At 55.3% G+C, this 16,657-nt stretch carries 23 protein-coding genes; 5 read left to right on the forward strand and 18 right to left on the reverse strand.

Going from position 1 to position 16,657, the window contains the following annotated elements; translation table 11 throughout:
- The 7 genes from POF45_RS00830 to POF45_RS00860 form a co-directional block, all read right to left on the reverse strand.
- Nucleotides 1-1,203 carry a tyrosine-type recombinase/integrase gene (locus tag POF45_RS00830; RefSeq protein ID WP_282314774.1) on the reverse strand — a complete coding sequence of 401 codons (1,203 nt, stop codon included), beginning with the start codon at nucleotides 1,201-1,203 and terminating at the stop codon, nucleotides 1-3.
- Between the two features lie 521 nt (nucleotides 1,204-1,724).
- A complete protein-coding gene (locus POF45_RS00835; RefSeq protein ID WP_282314775.1) occupies nucleotides 1,725-2,150 on the reverse strand; it encodes a hypothetical protein in 426 nt (141 codons plus the stop codon).
- Between the two features lie 49 nt (nucleotides 2,151-2,199).
- Nucleotides 2,200-2,469 carry a hypothetical protein gene (locus POF45_RS00840; protein WP_282315981.1) on the reverse strand — a complete coding sequence of 90 codons (270 nt, stop codon included), beginning with the start codon at nucleotides 2,467-2,469 and terminating at the stop codon, nucleotides 2,200-2,202.
- 667 nt (nucleotides 2,470-3,136) lie between these two features.
- On the reverse strand, nucleotides 3,137-4,096 hold the full coding sequence (locus POF45_RS00845; protein WP_282314776.1) for a GAF domain-containing protein: 960 nt from the start codon (nucleotides 4,094-4,096) through the stop codon (nucleotides 3,137-3,139).
- 178 nt (nucleotides 4,097-4,274) lie between these two features.
- Entirely contained in the window at nucleotides 4,275-5,969 is a 1,695-nt protein-coding gene (locus POF45_RS00850; protein WP_282314777.1) for a DNA cytosine methyltransferase, read from the reverse strand.
- 39 nt (nucleotides 5,970-6,008) lie between these two features.
- Nucleotides 6,009-6,371: a hypothetical protein gene (locus POF45_RS00855; RefSeq protein WP_259494477.1), complete on the reverse strand. Its 363-nt coding sequence runs from the start codon at nucleotides 6,369-6,371 to the stop codon at nucleotides 6,009-6,011.
- A 4-nt stretch (nucleotides 6,372-6,375) separates the two neighbouring features.
- Nucleotides 6,376-6,687: a hypothetical protein gene (locus tag POF45_RS00860; RefSeq protein ID WP_259494476.1), complete on the reverse strand. Its 312-nt coding sequence runs from the start codon at nucleotides 6,685-6,687 to the stop codon at nucleotides 6,376-6,378.
- A 95-nt stretch (nucleotides 6,688-6,782) separates the two neighbouring features.
- Between POF45_RS00860 and POF45_RS00865 the strand changes: the two genes are divergently transcribed.
- Together POF45_RS00865 and POF45_RS00870 are read left to right on the forward strand one after the other, a co-directional pair.
- On the forward strand, nucleotides 6,783-7,553 hold the full coding sequence (locus POF45_RS00865) for a hypothetical protein (protein WP_282314778.1): 771 nt from the start codon (nucleotides 6,783-6,785) through the stop codon (nucleotides 7,551-7,553).
- A gap of 58 nt (nucleotides 7,554-7,611) precedes the next feature.
- Entirely contained in the window at nucleotides 7,612-8,280 is a 669-nt protein-coding gene (locus POF45_RS00870) for a hypothetical protein (RefSeq protein WP_282314779.1), read from the forward strand.
- Nucleotides 8,281-8,284: 4 nt separating this feature from the next.
- Here the strand turns inward: POF45_RS00870 and POF45_RS00875 are convergent, their stop codons facing one another.
- The 9 genes from POF45_RS00875 to POF45_RS00915 form a co-directional block, all read right to left on the reverse strand.
- Nucleotides 8,285-8,749, reverse strand: a complete 465-nt coding sequence (locus POF45_RS00875; protein ID WP_282314780.1) for a hypothetical protein — start codon at nucleotides 8,747-8,749, stop codon at nucleotides 8,285-8,287.
- A gap of 81 nt (nucleotides 8,750-8,830) precedes the next feature.
- On the reverse strand, nucleotides 8,831-10,468 hold the full coding sequence (locus tag POF45_RS00880) for a YqaJ viral recombinase family protein (RefSeq protein ID WP_282314781.1): 1,638 nt from the start codon (nucleotides 10,466-10,468) through the stop codon (nucleotides 8,831-8,833).
- Complete coding sequence (locus POF45_RS00885) at nucleotides 10,465-11,322, reverse strand: ERF family protein (protein ID WP_282314782.1); 858 nt, start codon at nucleotides 11,320-11,322, stop codon at nucleotides 10,465-10,467. Before POF45_RS00885 ends, POF45_RS00880 begins: the two co-directional genes overlap by 4 nt.
- Before the next feature lie 42 nt (nucleotides 11,323-11,364).
- On the reverse strand, nucleotides 11,365-11,874 hold the full coding sequence (locus POF45_RS00890) for a zinc-finger-containing protein (RefSeq protein WP_282314783.1): 510 nt from the start codon (nucleotides 11,872-11,874) through the stop codon (nucleotides 11,365-11,367).
- Nucleotides 11,875-11,984: 110 nt separating this feature from the next.
- Nucleotides 11,985-12,185, reverse strand: a complete 201-nt coding sequence (locus POF45_RS00895; protein WP_282314784.1) for a hypothetical protein — start codon at nucleotides 12,183-12,185, stop codon at nucleotides 11,985-11,987.
- The gene (locus POF45_RS00900; RefSeq protein WP_201194765.1) at nucleotides 12,182-12,373 is read right to left on the reverse strand and encodes a hypothetical protein; all 192 of its coding nucleotides are present in this window, start codon (nucleotides 12,371-12,373) and stop codon (nucleotides 12,182-12,184) included. Before POF45_RS00900 ends, POF45_RS00895 begins: the two co-directional genes overlap by 4 nt.
- Complete coding sequence (locus tag POF45_RS00905) at nucleotides 12,370-12,807, reverse strand: hypothetical protein (protein WP_282314785.1); 438 nt, start codon at nucleotides 12,805-12,807, stop codon at nucleotides 12,370-12,372. Before POF45_RS00905 ends, POF45_RS00900 begins: the two co-directional genes overlap by 4 nt.
- 152 nt (nucleotides 12,808-12,959) lie before the next feature.
- Nucleotides 12,960-13,121, reverse strand: coding sequence for a hypothetical protein (locus tag POF45_RS00910; RefSeq protein ID WP_282314786.1), 162 nt, complete (start codon nucleotides 13,119-13,121; stop codon nucleotides 12,960-12,962).
- Nucleotides 13,122-13,562: 441 nt separating this feature from the next.
- On the reverse strand, nucleotides 13,563-14,075 hold the full coding sequence (locus POF45_RS00915; protein ID WP_259494456.1) for a hypothetical protein: 513 nt from the start codon (nucleotides 14,073-14,075) through the stop codon (nucleotides 13,563-13,565).
- A gap of 206 nt (nucleotides 14,076-14,281) precedes the next feature.
- On the opposite strand from POF45_RS00915, the gene POF45_RS00920 reads away from it, so the two are divergent.
- Nucleotides 14,282-14,434 (forward strand): hypothetical protein, encoded by a 153-nt coding sequence (locus POF45_RS00920; RefSeq protein ID WP_259494455.1) that lies wholly within the window; start codon nucleotides 14,282-14,284, stop codon nucleotides 14,432-14,434.
- A 53-nt stretch (nucleotides 14,435-14,487) separates the two neighbouring features.
- Here the strand turns inward: POF45_RS00920 and POF45_RS00925 are convergent, their stop codons facing one another.
- Entirely contained in the window at nucleotides 14,488-14,886 is a 399-nt protein-coding gene (locus POF45_RS00925; RefSeq protein WP_259494454.1) for a hypothetical protein, read from the reverse strand.
- 36 nt (nucleotides 14,887-14,922) lie between these two features.
- On the reverse strand, nucleotides 14,923-15,651 hold the full coding sequence (locus POF45_RS00930; protein WP_259494453.1) for an XRE family transcriptional regulator: 729 nt from the start codon (nucleotides 15,649-15,651) through the stop codon (nucleotides 14,923-14,925).
- 87 nt (nucleotides 15,652-15,738) lie between these two features.
- Here POF45_RS00930 and POF45_RS00935 point away from each other — a divergent pair, with 87 nt between their 5' ends.
- Nucleotides 15,739-15,954: a helix-turn-helix domain-containing protein gene (locus tag POF45_RS00935; RefSeq protein ID WP_025804620.1), complete on the forward strand. Its 216-nt coding sequence runs from the start codon at nucleotides 15,739-15,741 to the stop codon at nucleotides 15,952-15,954.
- A gap of 54 nt (nucleotides 15,955-16,008) precedes the next feature.
- On the forward strand, nucleotides 16,009-16,611 hold the full coding sequence (locus tag POF45_RS00940; RefSeq protein ID WP_259494451.1) for a DUF8585 domain-containing protein: 603 nt from the start codon (nucleotides 16,009-16,011) through the stop codon (nucleotides 16,609-16,611).
- Nucleotides 16,612-16,657: the final 46 nt, after the last annotated feature.

A 16,657-nucleotide genomic window follows, 5' to 3' on the forward strand; every position in this document is an offset into this window, starting at 1 on the left:
TCAATGGGTTGCGAGCCGCACATTTGGCACTTGGGCCATTCCTGGGGCATTTTGCAGCTTTTCCATCTCTCCCCAGTCGCCGCTTGAGTTCAACCAGCGCGCATAAGTCGAGAGCAGCATCTGGACGCTGTGTCCAAGCTGTTGGGCAATAAAGGCGGGATTCATGCCAGACATTATGCATATTGTCGCATAAGTATGACGGCAGTTGTACGGCGGCCGATAACGTGTTCCCAACTTCTCCAGGGCCGGGCCCCATTGTTTGTGCAGGTCAGAGGTCTGCCTGATGTGCTGGCTCATCTTGGAGGGAGGGAATACGTAGGGGTATTCCTTGATTGAGCTGGTGCCTGCTTTCCTGCGTTTCGCGTACTGAGCGGCAAACTCCAGCGCGTGCAGTGCTCTGTCATTCAGCAGCACGTGGCGGTTTTTCTTCGTTTTGGTGCGTTCTTTGATAACGCCCTGGGCAATGGCGCGACAGACATGCGCCTGGCGTTTCTTGAGATCCACCTCATCCCAGCGAAGGGCGATGATCTCCTGCGGGCGCATGCCGGTGAAGAAAGCAAACTCGAAAAACGCTGCATAGATTCCGCTTGGCCAGTGATCCGTCTTATAAAGCTCGGCGATGATCTCGTTCGCTTCATCCAGGCTGAATGGGTCTGGCTCTCCCTTCTTGCGCTTCGGCGCGTCCAATAGCTCAGCCGGATTCTTTGGGATGAGCTCCTCGCGTACAGCGTCATCCAGAATAGTGCTCAGGCGCACCAGGGCGTTGCGCTTCACCCCAGGTGACGACCACTCGACCTCTGCGACGATCCTGCGCAACATCATGGTGCTGATTGCGCTCAGGCGAGTCAGTACGAGGTGCGGCATCCAGTACAGGTTCAACGCGCTTTTGTAATTCAGGTACGTGCCTTCCTCGATTTCCCTCCCGCTCAGCCACGCTTGAGCATATTCCCCAAACAACACCTCTTTGCCCCCGGACAAGACCGACCCCGGGAACAACTCCGCATATTTGGCCTCGTCGAGAAGTCCGTGTTTTATCAGGCTGATTACTTGATCTCTAAGGCGGGTGGCAGCCTGGATCCCCGCTTTCGTGGTGGGAAGCGTGAGTGTTTCTGATCGACGCTTACCCTCCCAACTAAAACGGATGCGGATTGTGTCGCCTCTGATTTCCATCCCGGCGGGCAAACCCACAGACTTTCCAGCCATTCGTCGTATCTCCTTACGCTGTACATGATGTGATGCCCGAACTTGTTCCAAACACCCTCTGGAATTTGGTTTCGGCTTCTTCGGCTTTGCAGGGCTTTTACTGTCGTACCCAGGCGTTCCGCCATTTGTTTCTCGGTCAATTTGTCGGGGTCTGGCGCATATGAAAATTGCGGCTCTCCAGGCATTGCGGTTACCTCTGCCCGGACTGGGCGGTGATGCTCCATGCCGCGCGTTGCGGCAGAAGGGGAAATAAAGCGGAAGCTCTACGCCGGCCGCACTTTCTGAATGAGGTGAATGAACAAGCAGGCCGTGAAGATGAGCCAGATGGCCATGCCAACGACGAAGATGAATAGGGATGCCTCGGAGCCCTCGGTAAAGAGCCAGGGCGCTGCCCGAACGAACCAGAGTACGGATAGGACCAGGTAGGTCAGTACGCCCATGAGGAGGGCGAAAAGCTTTGTTGCGAGCATGGGGATTCCTCGCCCGCCGTACACCGGCAGGCTGTTGAGTTGGGGGAGGGGTTACACGGAGGGGGGCGGGCCAAAACCGCAGATCGTTAAGGTCTCATCTACTTCCTTCACAACTTTGAACTGAAGCGTCACGGCTCGCTGTGTGGAGAGGTTGAAATAGTCCCAGTACCTGACAACCCACTCGGCCATTTCTTTATGCCGTGGCCCGACCACTGTCCCGTAAATGCCGCAGGCGCCGAGGTATCCCATGAACTCGTCGATATTCATGTAGGGCCGGATATCGTGGTCATCGATGTCGAGCATCCGCTCAAACAGCTCGGCCATCTGCACCAAGGACTCGCGAAAGTGTTGCGAGGTGACGAAATGCTTCTTGTACAGCGCCCAGATTTTGAGGGTGAGGCCACCAGCGTTGAAAGCCGGCCAGGCTTCGTCATCGGCTTTCAGTTTGGCTGGGTCAAATGCGATTTTGACGATCATCGCCACGGCCCCTTGTAGATGAGGTAGGCCATGTAGAGCGGGGCGAAGATCATGGCGTCACCTCGCGGCGCGCCCACCAGCAGACCGGGCCATCGTCAGTGTCGTGAATTGCCAGGCAGAACCAGCCTTCGCCTTCAGGCCGCTCAGGCTCCCAGTAGCTGCAATTCGGGTCGTGTGATTCGAAGTAGCGGTCGGCAATTGCGGGTTCTGCCGACTCCAGGCTTACCATGGCCACGATCAGGCCCTGTTCAGCAAGCCAGGCTTTGCACTTGTCTCCGTCACCCTCGTCGAAGTCGGGCATGTCGGGGTGCTGGAACATCCCGTTTTCATCTCGCTTTACCGGCCAGTGTTTGATCAAGCGGGCGCGATCGACGCGCTCAATCTCTGCCAGCAGCAGTGCCGCCGCCTTCACAAGGTTGCGGCGCCGATCAGCACTCGGCTTGAACTCCCCAATCACACGGGGCCAGGCCGAACTCATGCTGCGCGGATTCCCGGCGAGGCTTGCATAGGTGGATGCTGCTTCGGCAAGTTCGCCATTCACGTACAGATCGTCGCGATACAGCGAGAAGCCCTCGACTGATACTTGGCGTTGCCGCTCGGCGATGACATCCCGCGCCGCGCTGTTGAGGCGAATTTCATTTTCTACAGGCATGACTTCGTCCTTGCCGCTATAGCGGCTGACTTTGAAGGGAGAGGGAGTTACATCGATTAAGGGGCTGATGCTATTGAAACGCGGGCAAAAAATAAGCCCGCCAGAGCGAGCTTATTTTGATTTGTGGGCTGAAGCTAAATACTAAGCGTTGCTGTAAATTTCTTTAGTGAAATAATCAGAGCTTTTTTCTACTTCAGACTCAACCCATTCCCGGGAAAAAGATCCGCTATGCTTTGAACTCTGAATAATGCAGTCTTCAAAGCTCAAGCTTTCGGAAATTATGCCTGTATTAATGGAGGGTGGTTGCACCACTAGGCCAACCAATCCAGAAAGTTTATTTTCCTTCCCTTTCATTTTTTGTACCCTCCACTAGCGAAATCATGTGACGTTCGATATACATAGACAGTATCTTTGCGACTGTCAAAGTAAATATCTTGTCACGCTCCCAAGAGAACTGGCTAACGTGATTGCTAGTGAATACTAGCACACCTAGTGGTTTGTTTCCACCCAATATGTTGTAGGAGTCCTTTATCGGTACGGAGATGAATGATCTATAATTCTTTTTGTCAGACTCTATAGTGGCGCTATCGGATAGCTCTGAGCTAATCGCAATATCTTGACAAATTTTTGCTTCACCTTGGATGAAGGCTAGACCCACATGTCCGAACCCGGGTTTCCATCGTCTATTAGAAGTGTTAAGTCGGTTGTCATGGCTGCGCCATTTTATACATAGCTCTTCACTTGTTTCGTCATACATATATAGGGCAAAGTTATATAGAGAGTCGCCTTTGTACCCAAATAGTTGTGTGCGGTGATCTACCAAGTGCCAGAGAATTCGATTAAGTCCGGCCTCCCAATCTTTCAATCCTTGTGCGAGTGGGTAGTCTACTGGGCGCGACCTAACCTCGTCGATTAACGACTCAAGCTCCAGTGTCATTAAGTATGTGACGCTCTGTTGGGTCTTGGATACTTCATATACTGCTTTGGCTTTGGGGATTATTTCTGATTTGTACTTTTCAGTCTCAGTCAATGATTCTTCCACTGCGAGAGTTGTAGATCTTCTGTTTCCGGCATAAAAAATTATGACGGCAAAAATTATGTGGATCGTAATTGAGATAGAGTAAAGAGTGATTTCCGTTGGGGTGAAGTCTTGGCTTGCAAATAGCTTACTGGCAAACAGGCCGATTACTAGCGGAGCAATCAACGTCATCCAAGTATTGGCGCAAAATATACTCGCTGACACAATGCTGTATTCAATATTTTTGTTGGCTTGGTTTACTTGTTTTAAATCCATTTATTGAAACTCTGATGGCCTACCTATGGCTTTATGGTGTATGAGCGAGGTTTAGTCAAGCCACATGTGGTGTGGCGTGCCTTTACCAATCCTTGTCCCTGTCCAGCGCACGCATGTCACGGTCTTTCAATTGATTATCGTCCTTGCCGGGACATGCCCGGCGGTGGAGTGGGGGAGTTCAGAGTTGTTGCAAAAGTCGCCGGCCGATCCATCGAACGACGGTAACCGCCTTGCTGTTACCGATCGCCTTGTACCGTGGGCCGTCAGGGCATTCATCTGCCGGCCTGCCACGCCACGGGATCAGTGTGTAGTCGTCCCGCATACCCTGGAGGCGTTCGCACTCGCGGGGGGTGAGGCGGCGTACCATTGAGGTACTGGCCAGGTAGTTCTGTTGCTGGGCTCCACTTTCGGCGGCGAGAGCTCCGATGATCTGGCCGTCGCCGTTTATCTGGCGGACCTCGCTCCTGCTGTTCTGGGTGAAAGCGACCAGCATGTCAGCTTCAGTGACTGGGTTGCTGTTGTTGCGCACGTTGCTGGATCTAAGCGTTGGTGATAGTGCGGCGACAATCGCTACCTGACCGCCAGCATTCGCGTGGCTCCCTGAGTGGTTCATGGCACGAAGCGTCGGCGATATCGCCCCAGCGTCTGCGCCGTGATCCTTGCAGGAGAAAGCGAGTACTGCATTTTCCTGTCCATTGTTTCGCCCGAGCGCGAAGGCTGTCGAGTCGCTAATCACAGGGTCTTGCGTACCGTGCACTACCAGCAGTCCAGATTCGGCGTCTTGCTGGGTTGCGCTGCCGGCGGCCTTGCCGTTGGCGTTGAGTGTCCCGGCCACGATAAAGGCCTCTGAGTCGGCGCGGTGGCTGCTCTGCGCCTGGGCGCGAAGTGCGGGGGCGGTGATGGGGATGTCGTCGAGCGAGTATCCTCCGGACTTGCGTCCGCCGCCGGCCAATGTCGGCGCGACGAAGAACGTCTCGCTTTCAAAATCCTGCCTGCCACCATGGTGGGTGAGGGTGCCTGATCGCTCAATAGAGCCTGATGCATTGCCCGCACCGAACGCCGGGATACCGCCGAACATCGTCACCGCAGGGCCTTCATCACCCTCGCAGTTCACGCAGCCGTACGGTCCGAGCTCTTCTCCGAACACGTATCCGCATCCGCACTGGAGCGCAGGGCCGAAAGGAGCTGTTCCGGTAACGTCTTGCCCCTCGCCTCGGCGCGGCGCAGTATCCCGGCGCACGCCTTCTCGCTCAAAAAGTACCTCGGTGGGATCGAATCCGTCTCGAGCACTTGCGACAACGAACACACGGCGGCGTCGTTGGGCCAATCCGAAATATTGGGCGTCCAGGACCCGCCACGCGATTGTTCTTTTGGGTCCATACACACAACCAGCGTTTGGCCATTTCTTCCCTGAAGGCTGCAATTCGCAGTCTTCCCCAGCAAGCGCGCCAAGAAAGCATCCGAAGGCGTTCCCTTTATCACTGAGGACGCCGGGGACGTTTTCCCAAACGATGACACAGGGCGGCTTGCCGCGACTGGTTCGAACATAGTCAGTTGCATCTGCGAGCTCCACGTATTTGATGGTGAGGGCGCCGCGCGGGTCGAGCAGGCCCTGGCGCATGCCGGCGACACTGAAGGCCTGGCACGGGGTTCCGCCGACAAGTATGTCTGGCGCCGCGATCATTCCGCCCAGCACCTTGCCTGCGAGTTGGGTCATGTCGCCGAGGTTCGGCGTATTGGGGTAGTGGTGGGCCAGTACCGCGCTGGGGAAGGCTTCGATCTCGGCGAACCAGGCGGCACGCATGCCGAGAGGTTTCCATGCAAGCGTTGCCGCCTCGATGCCCGAGCAGACCGAGCCGTAAGTGATTTCCATAAGACATTCTCGTCAGCTGGCGCGGTAAGTGGTGGATACTCAGGCAGCCGCGGTCGACTCCGGTGAGTAGTCCATCCATGAAAGCTTTGTCGCTGACTTGCGCCTTGTATCGTTCTGCGGCAGCTTGATCTTTGCCCTGATAATCACGTCGCGGCATCGGCCCAGCTTACGGATGCGGTCGGCGTAATCAGCGGCGTACTGGGGGGCATCGAACATGCTGCTGAGCTGGGCGACACGCTTGCCGTCCATGATCTTTACTACGCGATCCTCGACCGCCTGGAGCCATTGGCTCATAGACAGTTCGATCCGCTGACCTCTCTCGATCTTGAAGTCACGAACCTTGCGCTTCGCCTCTTCGCGGGCGAAGTGTTCATTCATTCCGAATACGGCAAATGTGCTCATGGCATTACTCCAGGCAGTCGAGGGCTTTTTGAAGAAGCACGCTCACTGACAGCTCTTCATCTTCGTCGTGATTCATTGCGCGCTTGATCAGCTCACAGGCTTCACCAGCGCCGTCCCGCAGTTTGTCCAGCTCCTCTGAATCATCCTCGGCCTGGCTCTCCAGTCGACGGATGTCCTCTCGCAACTCTTCGCTTTCAGCGCCTGGGTCGATGCTTTGGGCAGTAAGGCGTCGGGTCAGCTCTGCGGCGGCGGACGGCTCAAGCGCGGCGTAGTGCAGGCACTCTTCGTCGCTCAAAGCGTTTGCGGGAATGCTCATGGGTTATCTCCAGGCAGACGCCTGCCTCGCCGGCTGGCGTGATTCGTTGAAGTAGGGTAATAAGAGATTCCAGCGTTGAGCTAGATGGGGGGGCTATGGTGTTTTCTTTAAAAGACTCATGGGCGAAAGTTGACCGGGCCGCATTTCATCTTTCAGAGGTCTATAGAAGCTTTGATGGTTTCATTGATGGGGACTTGCTGGATATCCCCATCCTCAACAAGGCAGACCATCAACGAGGTTGTATATCGGTCGCCGTGAAGGAGTTACCAGTTGATTCCATTGGTGTAGGGTTAGTGCTGGGCGATGCGATTCATAACTATCGCTCTTGCTTGGATTATCTTTGGTGGCAGATTGCTACGCTTCATATTGGCGACGAGCCTACTATTCAGCAAGCCCCTAAAATACAGTTTCCAATTCTCTCCAATGAGAATGATTGGGGCAGTCAGCGCTATTTTAAATTCGTGCCTCTCGACAAGGTATACTTCATAAAAAAATATCAACCGTTTGCCCAAGGTGTTGAAGGCTGCTCCGCTCTTGAGGGGCTGCGTGAAATTTCAAATCACGATAAGCACCGGAATTTGTATCCTGTGATTGCAAAAGCAAGGTCATCAAATTTTATCAACTCATCAGATCGCGGAATGACACCAGTTGCTTTTGATCTGCCTGACGTAATCGATGTAGGTACGGAAGTGATTCGGTTTAAGGTTGATCTTGAAGGGTTAGATGTGAAATATGCGATTACAGGAAGTTTCAAAGCATATTTAGCTGTGCAAAATAACTGGAATATTTTAGAACTTTTGACAGCTGTAGATAAGCAATGTCGTGCCATGTTAAAGGAGGCCGAATTTATGTTTAGAAGAAATTAGTTGTATCGTTCTGTTTTAAAATTTCTAGTGTCTGAAATAGCCAATAAAAGGAGTGGGTATGGACGGCTTTTTTCGGTATCAAAGTAAGAAGTACAACGACTCATTGTTGAGGTCTGGGAATTTGCGAATAGGCACGTTGTACGACTTCAGAAAGTCAGAGCATAAGCGCGGGGTGGCAGACTCATATGAAGGCAAAAAATTTGTTTCTCATAAAATAGATAGTTTTTCATCCGAGGATAATGATCCCGTCGGAAGAAAAGCGCTTACTGATTTTGGGATGGGCGACTTTAGTAACTGTGATGGACTTGGTTTTCGAATTCAAGGAAGTGGGAGTTTGACTCTGCGACAAAATGTAGAGTCCCAAGACTGCTTTATTCTTAGCTTGTCTGCAGTGTGTTCCTCTAAGGTTTTTGCTCAACTTGAAGGGTCTGAAACATGCGTTGAGATCATAAAGCCGCAGGGGTTCATTGCACGATTAACAAAAGCTATCACCACTAAGGTTCTTGTAAAGTATCATGGTATACATGCTGTTGAATATACCGATGCTGACGAAGTGTGGAATCAGCAGGATTGGGGTGGCGCCCCAGTGACAAAAAAAAGAACTAAATTTTCTGGTCAGTACGAACTTCGTGCAATTTGGACGCCTGTAAATACGGTAGAAATTGAACCATTAATTATAGACGATAAAAAATTGACGAAGTGTGTTAGGGAGTGCTTGATCAGGTAGGGTTTTATGTTTCGATACCGGTGTTGGCGAACTCTTCAAGCTGTCGCGACACGTTTTCACTGATCGTGATTTCGTGTCGCGGAATACGCAGGTGCCTTGCAGAGCCTTCCGGTCCGGCCGTATGAGCGCACAGAATCAGCAGCTCAATCGCATGTTTCTGGCTGGCCCCGCGTAGGCTCTGGGCAACATCATCCAGCCGGTCAAGAATGCCAGGCCTGACGTGATGCCGAATCAGTCCAGACGGCGAAAGGGGAAGGTCAGCGGCAGCCTGAGATAGGGCCGCAACTGGATCAGCATTCAATATCAGCAGTTGCAACGCCTCGCCAGCTTCCTCGATCTCGTTCCAACGCATGAGGTCGGCCAGCATCTCTGTGATGCCGTGACGCACTTTGTGGCGCAGCTCTACTTCCTTCTTTTCCTGCCGCTTCAGCGCCGTCTTGGCCGATCGTTCTTGCCCACTTTTGGCCATGGCCAACCTCTTCAATGCCGCTGGCCGGCAGGCCCAGCCAGGCCTGCCGGCGTCGTTGACTTGTTACTCGCTTCATCTTGCTCATGCCGCGGCGTTCACCAGGGTTACGCCAGTCATGCTGAAGAGCGAACCCTGCTGGGCGACCAGTGCATTCAATGCATCCCAGTCGACAGTCAGCACGCTGAGCGGCGCCAGTCCGCCGGCAACCGCGTGTACCAGAGCCTCCAGATCGGTGACTTTGGCGCGGTAGCTCACCGGTTTCGCTGAGGTGGCAGGCTTTACGATCGTTGCAACGGCGGGGACTGCTTTCGTTGGGGCAGGCGACACCAATTCGGCCTGCGCCGCCTTGGCCGCCGCAACACGCGCCGCCTCTTGCTGCTCCCGCTCCAGGCGCTGGCGCTCTTCAGTGCGAATCCGCTCGCGCTGCTCTTCTTCCTTCCTAGCCTCGGCCGCCTGATGCTCCGAAATCCGCACCTTGATCAGCGCAACCAGGTCGTCATTGGCTTTGAGCACCAACTGCTGGGTATCGTTGAACAGGAACAGGTGGTCAGCGGCGAGTTTGACCAGGCTGGCCAAGTTGGTGCGGATGCCGTCGGCAATCCGGCTGGCTTCGATTTTCGCCCGGGCCAGTTCCAAGTCGGCGGCATCGCGCAGACTGCTGATGGACTTCTTGCCCTTGATAGCGCCGGCGAAGTCGGCGGGCACCGCGGGCATTCGGGCCTTATCGCCCAACGAGCTGTTGATCTGATCGATGTGCGTCTGAAGCGCCTTGGCGGCATTCATGACGATGTCTTCGCGGATGCTGACCTTGCGCGCCTCGACCAGTTTTTTCAGTTCAAGCCGCTTTCTGCGAACCTCGGCGCCGATATCGGTAATGGTTCGGAAGAGTACGTCGATGCTTTCGGTTTGGCTCAGCGCATGCTGCTTGGCCGCCTCAAGACGCTCTTCAACATCGATGCACCATTTGACCCTTTTCTCGGCATCGGCAAAGTGCTGATCAGTTTCCAGGACGGTATTGATCGACTCGAGTGCTGCCATCGAATGAGCCTTGAACTGCTCAAGATTGCTGGCAGTGACCATACCGGTGACTTCAATGCGCAGGGCGGGCAGGCTGTCCGGCGTTATTCCGATAGCCTCGGGCACGACTTCGATCGGAGTGAAGACAGCAAGATCCGCCTCGAACTGTTTCCAGCCTTCAACCAATTGATCTGCGCGGCCCGCGACTGGGCGATATTCCATACTCACGAAGTTGTCTTCGGTGCCATCGGAGCAAACAAAGATCACTTTCTCGGCACCGCTCACCAGCAGTTGCTGCTCAAGTTGCCAGTAGTAGTGCGGCTCCAGATCTTCAGCCTTTACCTGGGCGGCGAGCGATTCGTTCCAGAGTTTGTGTTCGAACAATGTCTCGCCGAGCATCGTCATACCATCCATGGACGCGAGCAGGTTACCCAGCGTGCCAACGACCGGATACAGCTCCTCACCGATGAGGCCCTCGACCAGAGGTCGGGCCGATGCCTCTGTGGCGTGGCCTCTATCGAAGATGTACTGCTGCGGCGGCGTGACGTCCGGCGGAATGCCGGTCTTCTTCAGCGTCAGCAGATCGGTGCGGGTCTGGTACTTGGAGGCGCCCTTCATTGCGGGGGCTTCCGAAGCGGTAAAGTGCTGAGCTCGCAGTGCGTGCCATTCGGCGGAGCCTTGGATTACCGAGTGAATTATCAAGATGCGTCCCCTTCTTGTGATGGTGCGATGATTGCGAGGATGGTTTTTTTCTGATGCTCGGTTAGCGAAGCTCTGACCCCGAGCATTGAGACGATGTATTCGGCTGTCTTTTGCCCACCCAAAATCATGCCGACCCATTTGGGGAAGTTCTCGGCGAACTTTTCGGGAGGGTAGGGAGGAAGGGCTTCAGGTTCCGGCGGCGAGACCTCCGTGGGTAGCGGCCCCGAATTCCCGTCATCGTCGTCATCGGTCGTGGTGACGTTGAAAATCATCTGGGTCAGGTATCGCCGGCCGTAGCTGATCGTCGAGCCGTTCGCTTGAACACCGGTTTTGTTTGTCTTGCCGCCAGATCCTGCGGCATCAATCGGCAGGTCTAGCTGGTAGAGCTTCGTATGGCCGCCGGCGTGCATGCAGTCGCAGGTGATGCGCAGATGACCAGGCAGGCGTGAATCGGCGGTGCCGAAGGACAGCGAGAAACCTTCCTCGGTGAAGATCGGGCTGATCTTCCGGTCTATATCTTCGAGCGTGGCGTAAGTGCTGGCGGTGTGTTTGTTGACCGCATTACGCGTCACCGGCTTGATTCGTTTCTGCGCGCTGACCATTGCAATGCTGAACGCTGCCGAAGCCTGTCGGTCGACGTGGCGCTCGTGCATCTGCATCAGTCGTTCCATGTTGCCGACATCGACATTTGGATTGGCCGCTACCTGGATGATCACGGACATGATGCTGGCAGCGTCGTTGGTTTGAGCTGCCGCCTCAGTTACGGCAGTGGGTGATCGGCGTTGCTCGATGGTGGTGACCACGCTCGACTCAATCCCCTCTACAACTGGGCTGGGTTTGCGCTCTGCGGACATACGGATTCCTTGCCGCGATGTACGCAGCGTTTGAGGGAATGTTTATTGAGCTTTGGCGAATGCCTGGGCCACGGCTGTTTGAGGGGGCGCGAGTTTCACCGCCTGCTCGGCGGCGGTGCATTCCTCGTGCTCGAACCATCCGAAATGGCATTTTCCGACCTCGATATTCATGCTCCCGGCCAGCCATCGGTAAGCGAGCGTGCGGCTCAGGCCGGCTTTTTTCATATGGTCATGAAAGGCAGCCTTGCTGCGGTTGCGCGCCGCGCGGAGCTTGTCGTCGGCCAGTGTGCCCAAAGGAATATCAGTATCTGGATGCAGGCCTACATAGGCCCGGCAGCCGACGCAGAGGTAGGCATATGGCCAATCTCCATAGCTACGGCCGCTGTAGATTTCCGAATTGCACACCAAGTGGACTTCGCCACCGCAGTAGCGGCATTCCGTCGGCGCGGGGATGGGGTTTTTCACGCGTTTGAGTGCGCGACGGCTGACGTGGGGCAGCGGTGCAGGCGCAGCAATGCGCTCGGGGGCGTTGGCCCGAGGATCGATTTGCATGGCGATTCCTTATTGGGTGATGCGACCGGCGAGGGCGCCGAACAACATAAGGGCGGTGCAGGTGGCGAGCGGTAGGAATGAACTGCGCCAGAAGACGAAGAAGCGAGAACTCATTGCTGCGATTCTTGTTTCTGCACTCGATATCGCAGCACCTGGAGAACCCGGCCACCGTAGCCCGGCTCGGCGTATTGCTCGACAGGTGCACCGAAGAACCCACGCCGTTCGGCCAGGCCATACGCCTCGCGCAAGTTATGAGCGCTGATGTCCTCAAGCTGCTCGTCAATCAGCGATTTAACCGGTGCCGTACTCATGCCGTCTCCTTGCGCCGCTGACAAATGTCACGCAGCCGCTTGCAGTAGTGGTTGAACTCGTCAATGGTGATTGCGCCGTCAGTGAAGAGGCGGGTGATCAGGGCCTGGACTAGCAGGCTGATGTCCTCTGCGCCGAATGGCGTGGCAACGCCTTCGAGCGCCTGGTCGATCAGGATGTGAGGGCTCACAGATCAGCGTCCACGTCGTCCTCGGCTGCTTCCTGCTCGGCGGCCACCGCATCGGCGGCGTGCGGGCGAAGGAAGATAGCTGCGATCGCTTCGAGTTGCGTGACCGGGCTGTTACTGCCCAGCAGGTGCTTGGCGTGGGTCAGCGCCTCGGCCGGGCTGCCTACGACCACCGCCAACACGAGGTTGGCGAACGAGTCACGATCATCAAGTCCGTCGATCTGCCGCTCGGTCAGGTGCAGCTGCAGGTGTGCGGCGTACTCCGCCTTGGTCACCTTCCGCTCCGGGCTAGATCGGCGCTTCCACGTTACGTCCGAGCCGCATACCAACTGTTCAGCGGAGTGCTCAAGCCACTCCGTTTCCGCCGGGTCGCGCTCGCTCACTGGCGGTGGCAGAAGTTCGTCGTACTCAAACTGAGCTTTGCGTAGTGCTGACATGGTCGGCTCCCAAGTGGCGGTGTTGATCCAACAAAACTCGGATGCACTCACCCGCTCCGCTGGTTGCCGTTGGGCGCGGAGGGGAGTGCATGCGGGTGGTGTCGGGGGAGGGTGCCCAGGCCCGCTACTGGCGACGGCCTGGGTTTGCAGCATCATCCTCCGCAGCCGAACGCCTTTCTCCCTTTAGGCATGCCGTCGGCATGAAACTTCAACATTCCCATCGCGATTGCGAAAGCTTCATCAAAGCTGATGCTTTCGTCGGTCGCGATGTCTTGAACAATGTCTTGAATCTGTTTTGTCTGGGCTTCGTTCATTGTCTCGCTCCGGTTGTTTTCCCAATGCACCCGTCGCCAGGTGCATCAGTGAAACTTTCCGCAGGGATCCGCTACTGGCGTCGATCACCGGCCTAACTCAAATTGTTCCTCCAGCCACGGGCCTTTCGGCTTGTTCTCCCGCTGGATAACTGTTCTTGGCGTTTTACGCTGCACGCCCGGGTCAGTTGCCAACCCTCTGAACCGTTGAGGCCGGTTCATCGCTGCCTTTGAATCTGGGCCGGTGGTGATCCGGCAAGGTGAAGCGGTGGAGCTAAAGAGCGGCGCGGCTTTCGCTGCTGGGCCGGTGTTGCGTTGGCCTGGATGCAAATATAGGCACTCCCATATTTAGTGTCAACGGGTATTCCCATAAAAAATATAACTGCCGATATTTGTAGTCATAAAAAAGCCCGCGCTTTGCGGGCCTGGATGAGAGAGGGGAGGTTAGTTAGAAAATTTAATCTCGGTTGCCAGCGCTTCTTTGGCGGCCTGGTACGCGGATTTAGCTTGTTGGTCCGTGGTGCGATACGGGCTCATGGTGGTGAGATAGGCTGACCATTTCGTGTATAGGTCCTTGCTCAGTTCTGCCTGCTTCGCCGGTACCTTGGCCGCCTTGAGTCGATTCACGGCCTCGTCGCCCTGCGCCCTGGCATGTTTGAAGCAATCCATCAGCGAGTTGCTGTACACGGAAATCGTTTGGGCATTCGCATATCGCACCATCGTGTTGCCGGTTGTTGCCTCAAGGTCACATTGCCATGCCGGGAGATCTAGCTGGCGAGAAAAGTTGATGGCCTCCGGTGACTTTGGGTCATATTTGAAATCGATTGGCTTAAATACGTGCGGCGTCTTGATCGCGGGCGCGATGGCTGGAGCCGCCGCCGTCCTATGTTGAGGTGCTGCGCAGCCAGCCAAGGTCATCGCCAAGGCGGCAAGCAGAGTGCACGTTTTCAAGCCCATGGTATCCCTCCCGTAATTGAGCCCGCACCTTACCATCCGTGGCGCACAGCCACCACGCGCGAATGCCGCACGCCGGCGCCGCAGAACATCAATGACTGCAGCGACTCTACAGCTCACAGACAATCAGGTGAGCTGCAAGGAGCGACGATCAGAAAGAAAAGGCAATAGTTACCTGGCGCAGGTTGCTGGAAGAGCCTGAGATCCGCATGAGCGTCGAAAAACGGTTCGAAGCCCTGATGATGATGTCGGACGAACTGAAGCGCACCGGTGTAATCGACAGAGATGAGTGGCGGGAGCTGGCGGAGGAGGCCAGCGCCTTCTATGCGCATGCGGTCGAAGGGCTGGAGGGTGGGCCCTAACTACAAGAATGAAAAAGCCCGGCGCAGAGCCGGACTTTCAGTGAGTATCGTTCTCAATAAATCGTAATCGGAGCACCACTCGCTTTCAAAATTTCATACCCTCGAACCATTCTTCCGTTGTGGAAAATGAACTTATAAGTCTTCGTGCCAACATAGCCGCCGTAACTGTTCTTGGCGTTGATGCTGACGTCAAGAAGGTAACCAGCTGTGATTTTCCTATTTTCAAAGACGCTACCAACGTTGTAGCCCTTGTAAATTCCTCCGAATGAGTACTGGGCCGAGTAGGGATCTTTCAAATATTGAGCAAAGAAACTTTTCGTCAAATCCTCTGCGATGCTTTGCTCAACAGGTTGTCCATAGTCAGCATTATCAAGTTCTTTTTGTGTGGGCTTTCCCGCGCAAGCCACTAGAAAAACCGACAAAAATAGAATGGTGGTGATTTTTTTTATCATTACTTGCTCCTTGTGTGTAAACAGAATTAATCCTTTTTATCGTGAATACATCGCCCACCAGAACACGTGACCCAGGATTGCGATTTGTTGATCCTGGATCTCCTGGAAGGTGTAGTCCTCGTCCGGGTGTTCGTCACGGTTGAAGCTTCGCAGACGAATGCCGGTTGGCAGCCGATAAACCTGCTTCACGCGGAGCTGCCCGTTGTGGTTGATCGCGTACATGTCGCCGTCGACGATGTCGCCCAACGAACTCTTGCCGACGTTCACGCCTACCGTGGCGCCATCGCGAAGCACCGGCAGCATGCTGTTGCCGCTAACGACCACGCACTTTGCGTTGTTGAACTGCACGTTGTTGTGGCGAAGGTCTTTCTTGAAGAAGCGCAGCCTCGAGGTATCGCTTTCTGCGATCGCAAACCGGCCTGAGCCCGCTGCCAGCTCCACCTCCTGAAGGAAGGGCACGTAAACCTCGTCGTCATCAAGCGGGGTTTCGTCATCCCAACTCTGGATGTCAGACATTGCCACGCTTGGCTGAATCCGCTCAGCGTGTGCCGCGACACCCTTAAGCATGTCGCCAGTGCCTTCAGCGAGCCACATAGGCGATACGCCGCACACCGAAGCGATTTGGGCGGCAAAAGCTGTCGCCTTCGACTTGCCGCGCTCGAGGTCGGAGATTGATGTCTGCGTGAGGCCGGCACGCTCGGCAAGCTCGGTCTGATTTAAACCGGCGTGGCGGCGGGCTGCTTTGAGTCTTTCTTTAAATTCCATCCGCGAAGTATTACGGGTGCTCCCATACCCTTGCAAATCGGCATTCCCATAACCTACTATATGGGTATTCCCGTATGGAGGGGCATCATGAACGCTATTTATAAGGGCCTCGTTGACTACTTCGGCACCCAGGAGGCCACCGCCGAAAAGCTCAAGGTTGATCAAAGCACCGTTTCCGGCTGGGTTCGGGGAAAGCACGGCATGTCTCCAGTGATTGCCAAGCGAGCGGAGGCGTTGACCGAAGGTGCTTTCAAAAAAGAATCCCTATGTCCGTCGTTTCCTTGGGCCGAGATGGCCGCCTAAGCGACATCCGTATCCGCCGATCCATTGAAGCCAGATTAGAAGAGAGCAGTTCCCATGGAAACGTCGAACTTGCGACACGAAACACGCGATGCGGTCTTGGTCGCCGTTGCGCGAGACATGATCGCTCGGACGAGCATGAGCCAGGATGGCTTTGCGGAGCAACTCAACCATCAGCTCTTTGACCGCGCGCCGGAGCGCTGCAAGGAAAAGGGCTTTCCTGATCTGCAGGGGATGACCAAAACCGCAGACATGCAGGCTTATGGTCGCGCCTACAAGGCGTGGAGCAAGCGTGTTGAGCGCTGGCTCGATGACAGCGGTGACCGCATTGAAATTCCTTCGTGGATTGAAGAGTCGTGGGTCGGCGCTCTCGATCAGCCTTGGCGCGACCGCGCACTCATCGAGCTATCGAACCGTTACGGCCTTCTCGCTGTGAAGCAGATCGGCTCGAACATCGATGACGCTCTTCAGGTGTTTGCAGGCATCTCGACAAGCTTCGGTCTTGTCGCTGGCCTGGGCGGAAAGGTTTTCGCCGACGGCGTGTTTGACCACAAAGACAAAGGCTACGCCGGATCTTTCGAATCCTTCTGCCGTTCACTTGCCGCCCACGCGGTTGCTATGGCCGATCGAGCAGCCATCGTGGGTTCACAGGTTCACTAAATTCGAGGCACAAAAAAGCCGGGGCGCAATCCCGGCTTTTTCAACA

The sequence above is a fragment of the Pseudomonas fungipugnans genome, from assembly GCF_029955235.1.
GTDB classification, from domain to species: Bacteria; Pseudomonadota; Gammaproteobacteria; order Pseudomonadales; family Pseudomonadaceae; genus Aquipseudomonas; species Aquipseudomonas fungipugnans.

Coding starts and splice junctions, on each gene's coding strand:
- POF45_RS00830 (WP_282314774.1), bottom strand. CDS start 1,203: ATGGCTGGAAAGTCTGTGGGTTTGCCCGCCGGGATGGAAATCAGAGGC.
- POF45_RS00835 (WP_282314775.1), bottom strand. CDS start 2,150: ATGATCGTCAAAATCGCATTTGACCCAGCCAAACTGAAAGCCGATGAC.
- POF45_RS00840 (WP_282315981.1), bottom strand. CDS start 2,469: ATGTTCCAGCACCCCGACATGCCCGACTTCGACGAGGGTGACGGAGAC.
- POF45_RS00845 (WP_282314776.1), bottom strand. CDS start 4,096: ATGGATTTAAAACAAGTAAACCAAGCCAACAAAAATATTGAATACAGC.
- POF45_RS00850 (WP_282314777.1), bottom strand. CDS start 5,969: ATGGAAATCACTTACGGCTCGGTCTGCTCGGGCATCGAGGCGGCAACG.
- POF45_RS00855 (WP_259494477.1), bottom strand. CDS start 6,371: ATGAGCACATTTGCCGTATTCGGAATGAATGAACACTTCGCCCGCGAA.
- POF45_RS00860 (WP_259494476.1), bottom strand. CDS start 6,687: ATGAGCATTCCCGCAAACGCTTTGAGCGACGAAGAGTGCCTGCACTAC.
- POF45_RS00865 (WP_282314778.1), top strand. CDS start 6,783: ATGGTGTTTTCTTTAAAAGACTCATGGGCGAAAGTTGACCGGGCCGCA.
- POF45_RS00870 (WP_282314779.1), top strand. CDS start 7,612: ATGGACGGCTTTTTTCGGTATCAAAGTAAGAAGTACAACGACTCATTG.
- POF45_RS00875 (WP_282314780.1), bottom strand. CDS start 8,749: ATGGCCAAAAGTGGGCAAGAACGATCGGCCAAGACGGCGCTGAAGCGG.
- POF45_RS00885 (WP_282314782.1), bottom strand. CDS start 11,322: ATGTCCGCAGAGCGCAAACCCAGCCCAGTTGTAGAGGGGATTGAGTCG.
- POF45_RS00890 (WP_282314783.1), bottom strand. CDS start 11,874: ATGCAAATCGATCCTCGGGCCAACGCCCCCGAGCGCATTGCTGCGCCT.
- POF45_RS00895 (WP_282314784.1), bottom strand. CDS start 12,185: ATGAGTACGGCACCGGTTAAATCGCTGATTGACGAGCAGCTTGAGGAC.
- POF45_RS00905 (WP_282314785.1), bottom strand. CDS start 12,807: ATGTCAGCACTACGCAAAGCTCAGTTTGAGTACGACGAACTTCTGCCA.
- POF45_RS00910 (WP_282314786.1), bottom strand. CDS start 13,121: ATGAACGAAGCCCAGACAAAACAGATTCAAGACATTGTTCAAGACATC.
- POF45_RS00915 (WP_259494456.1), bottom strand. CDS start 14,075: ATGGGCTTGAAAACGTGCACTCTGCTTGCCGCCTTGGCGATGACCTTG.
- POF45_RS00920 (WP_259494455.1), top strand. CDS start 14,282: ATGAGCGTCGAAAAACGGTTCGAAGCCCTGATGATGATGTCGGACGAA.
- POF45_RS00925 (WP_259494454.1), bottom strand. CDS start 14,886: ATGATAAAAAAAATCACCACCATTCTATTTTTGTCGGTTTTTCTAGTG.
- POF45_RS00930 (WP_259494453.1), bottom strand. CDS start 15,651: ATGGAATTTAAAGAAAGACTCAAAGCAGCCCGCCGCCACGCCGGTTTA.
- POF45_RS00935 (WP_025804620.1), top strand. CDS start 15,739: ATGAACGCTATTTATAAGGGCCTCGTTGACTACTTCGGCACCCAGGAG.
- POF45_RS00940 (WP_259494451.1), top strand. CDS start 16,009: ATGGAAACGTCGAACTTGCGACACGAAACACGCGATGCGGTCTTGGTC.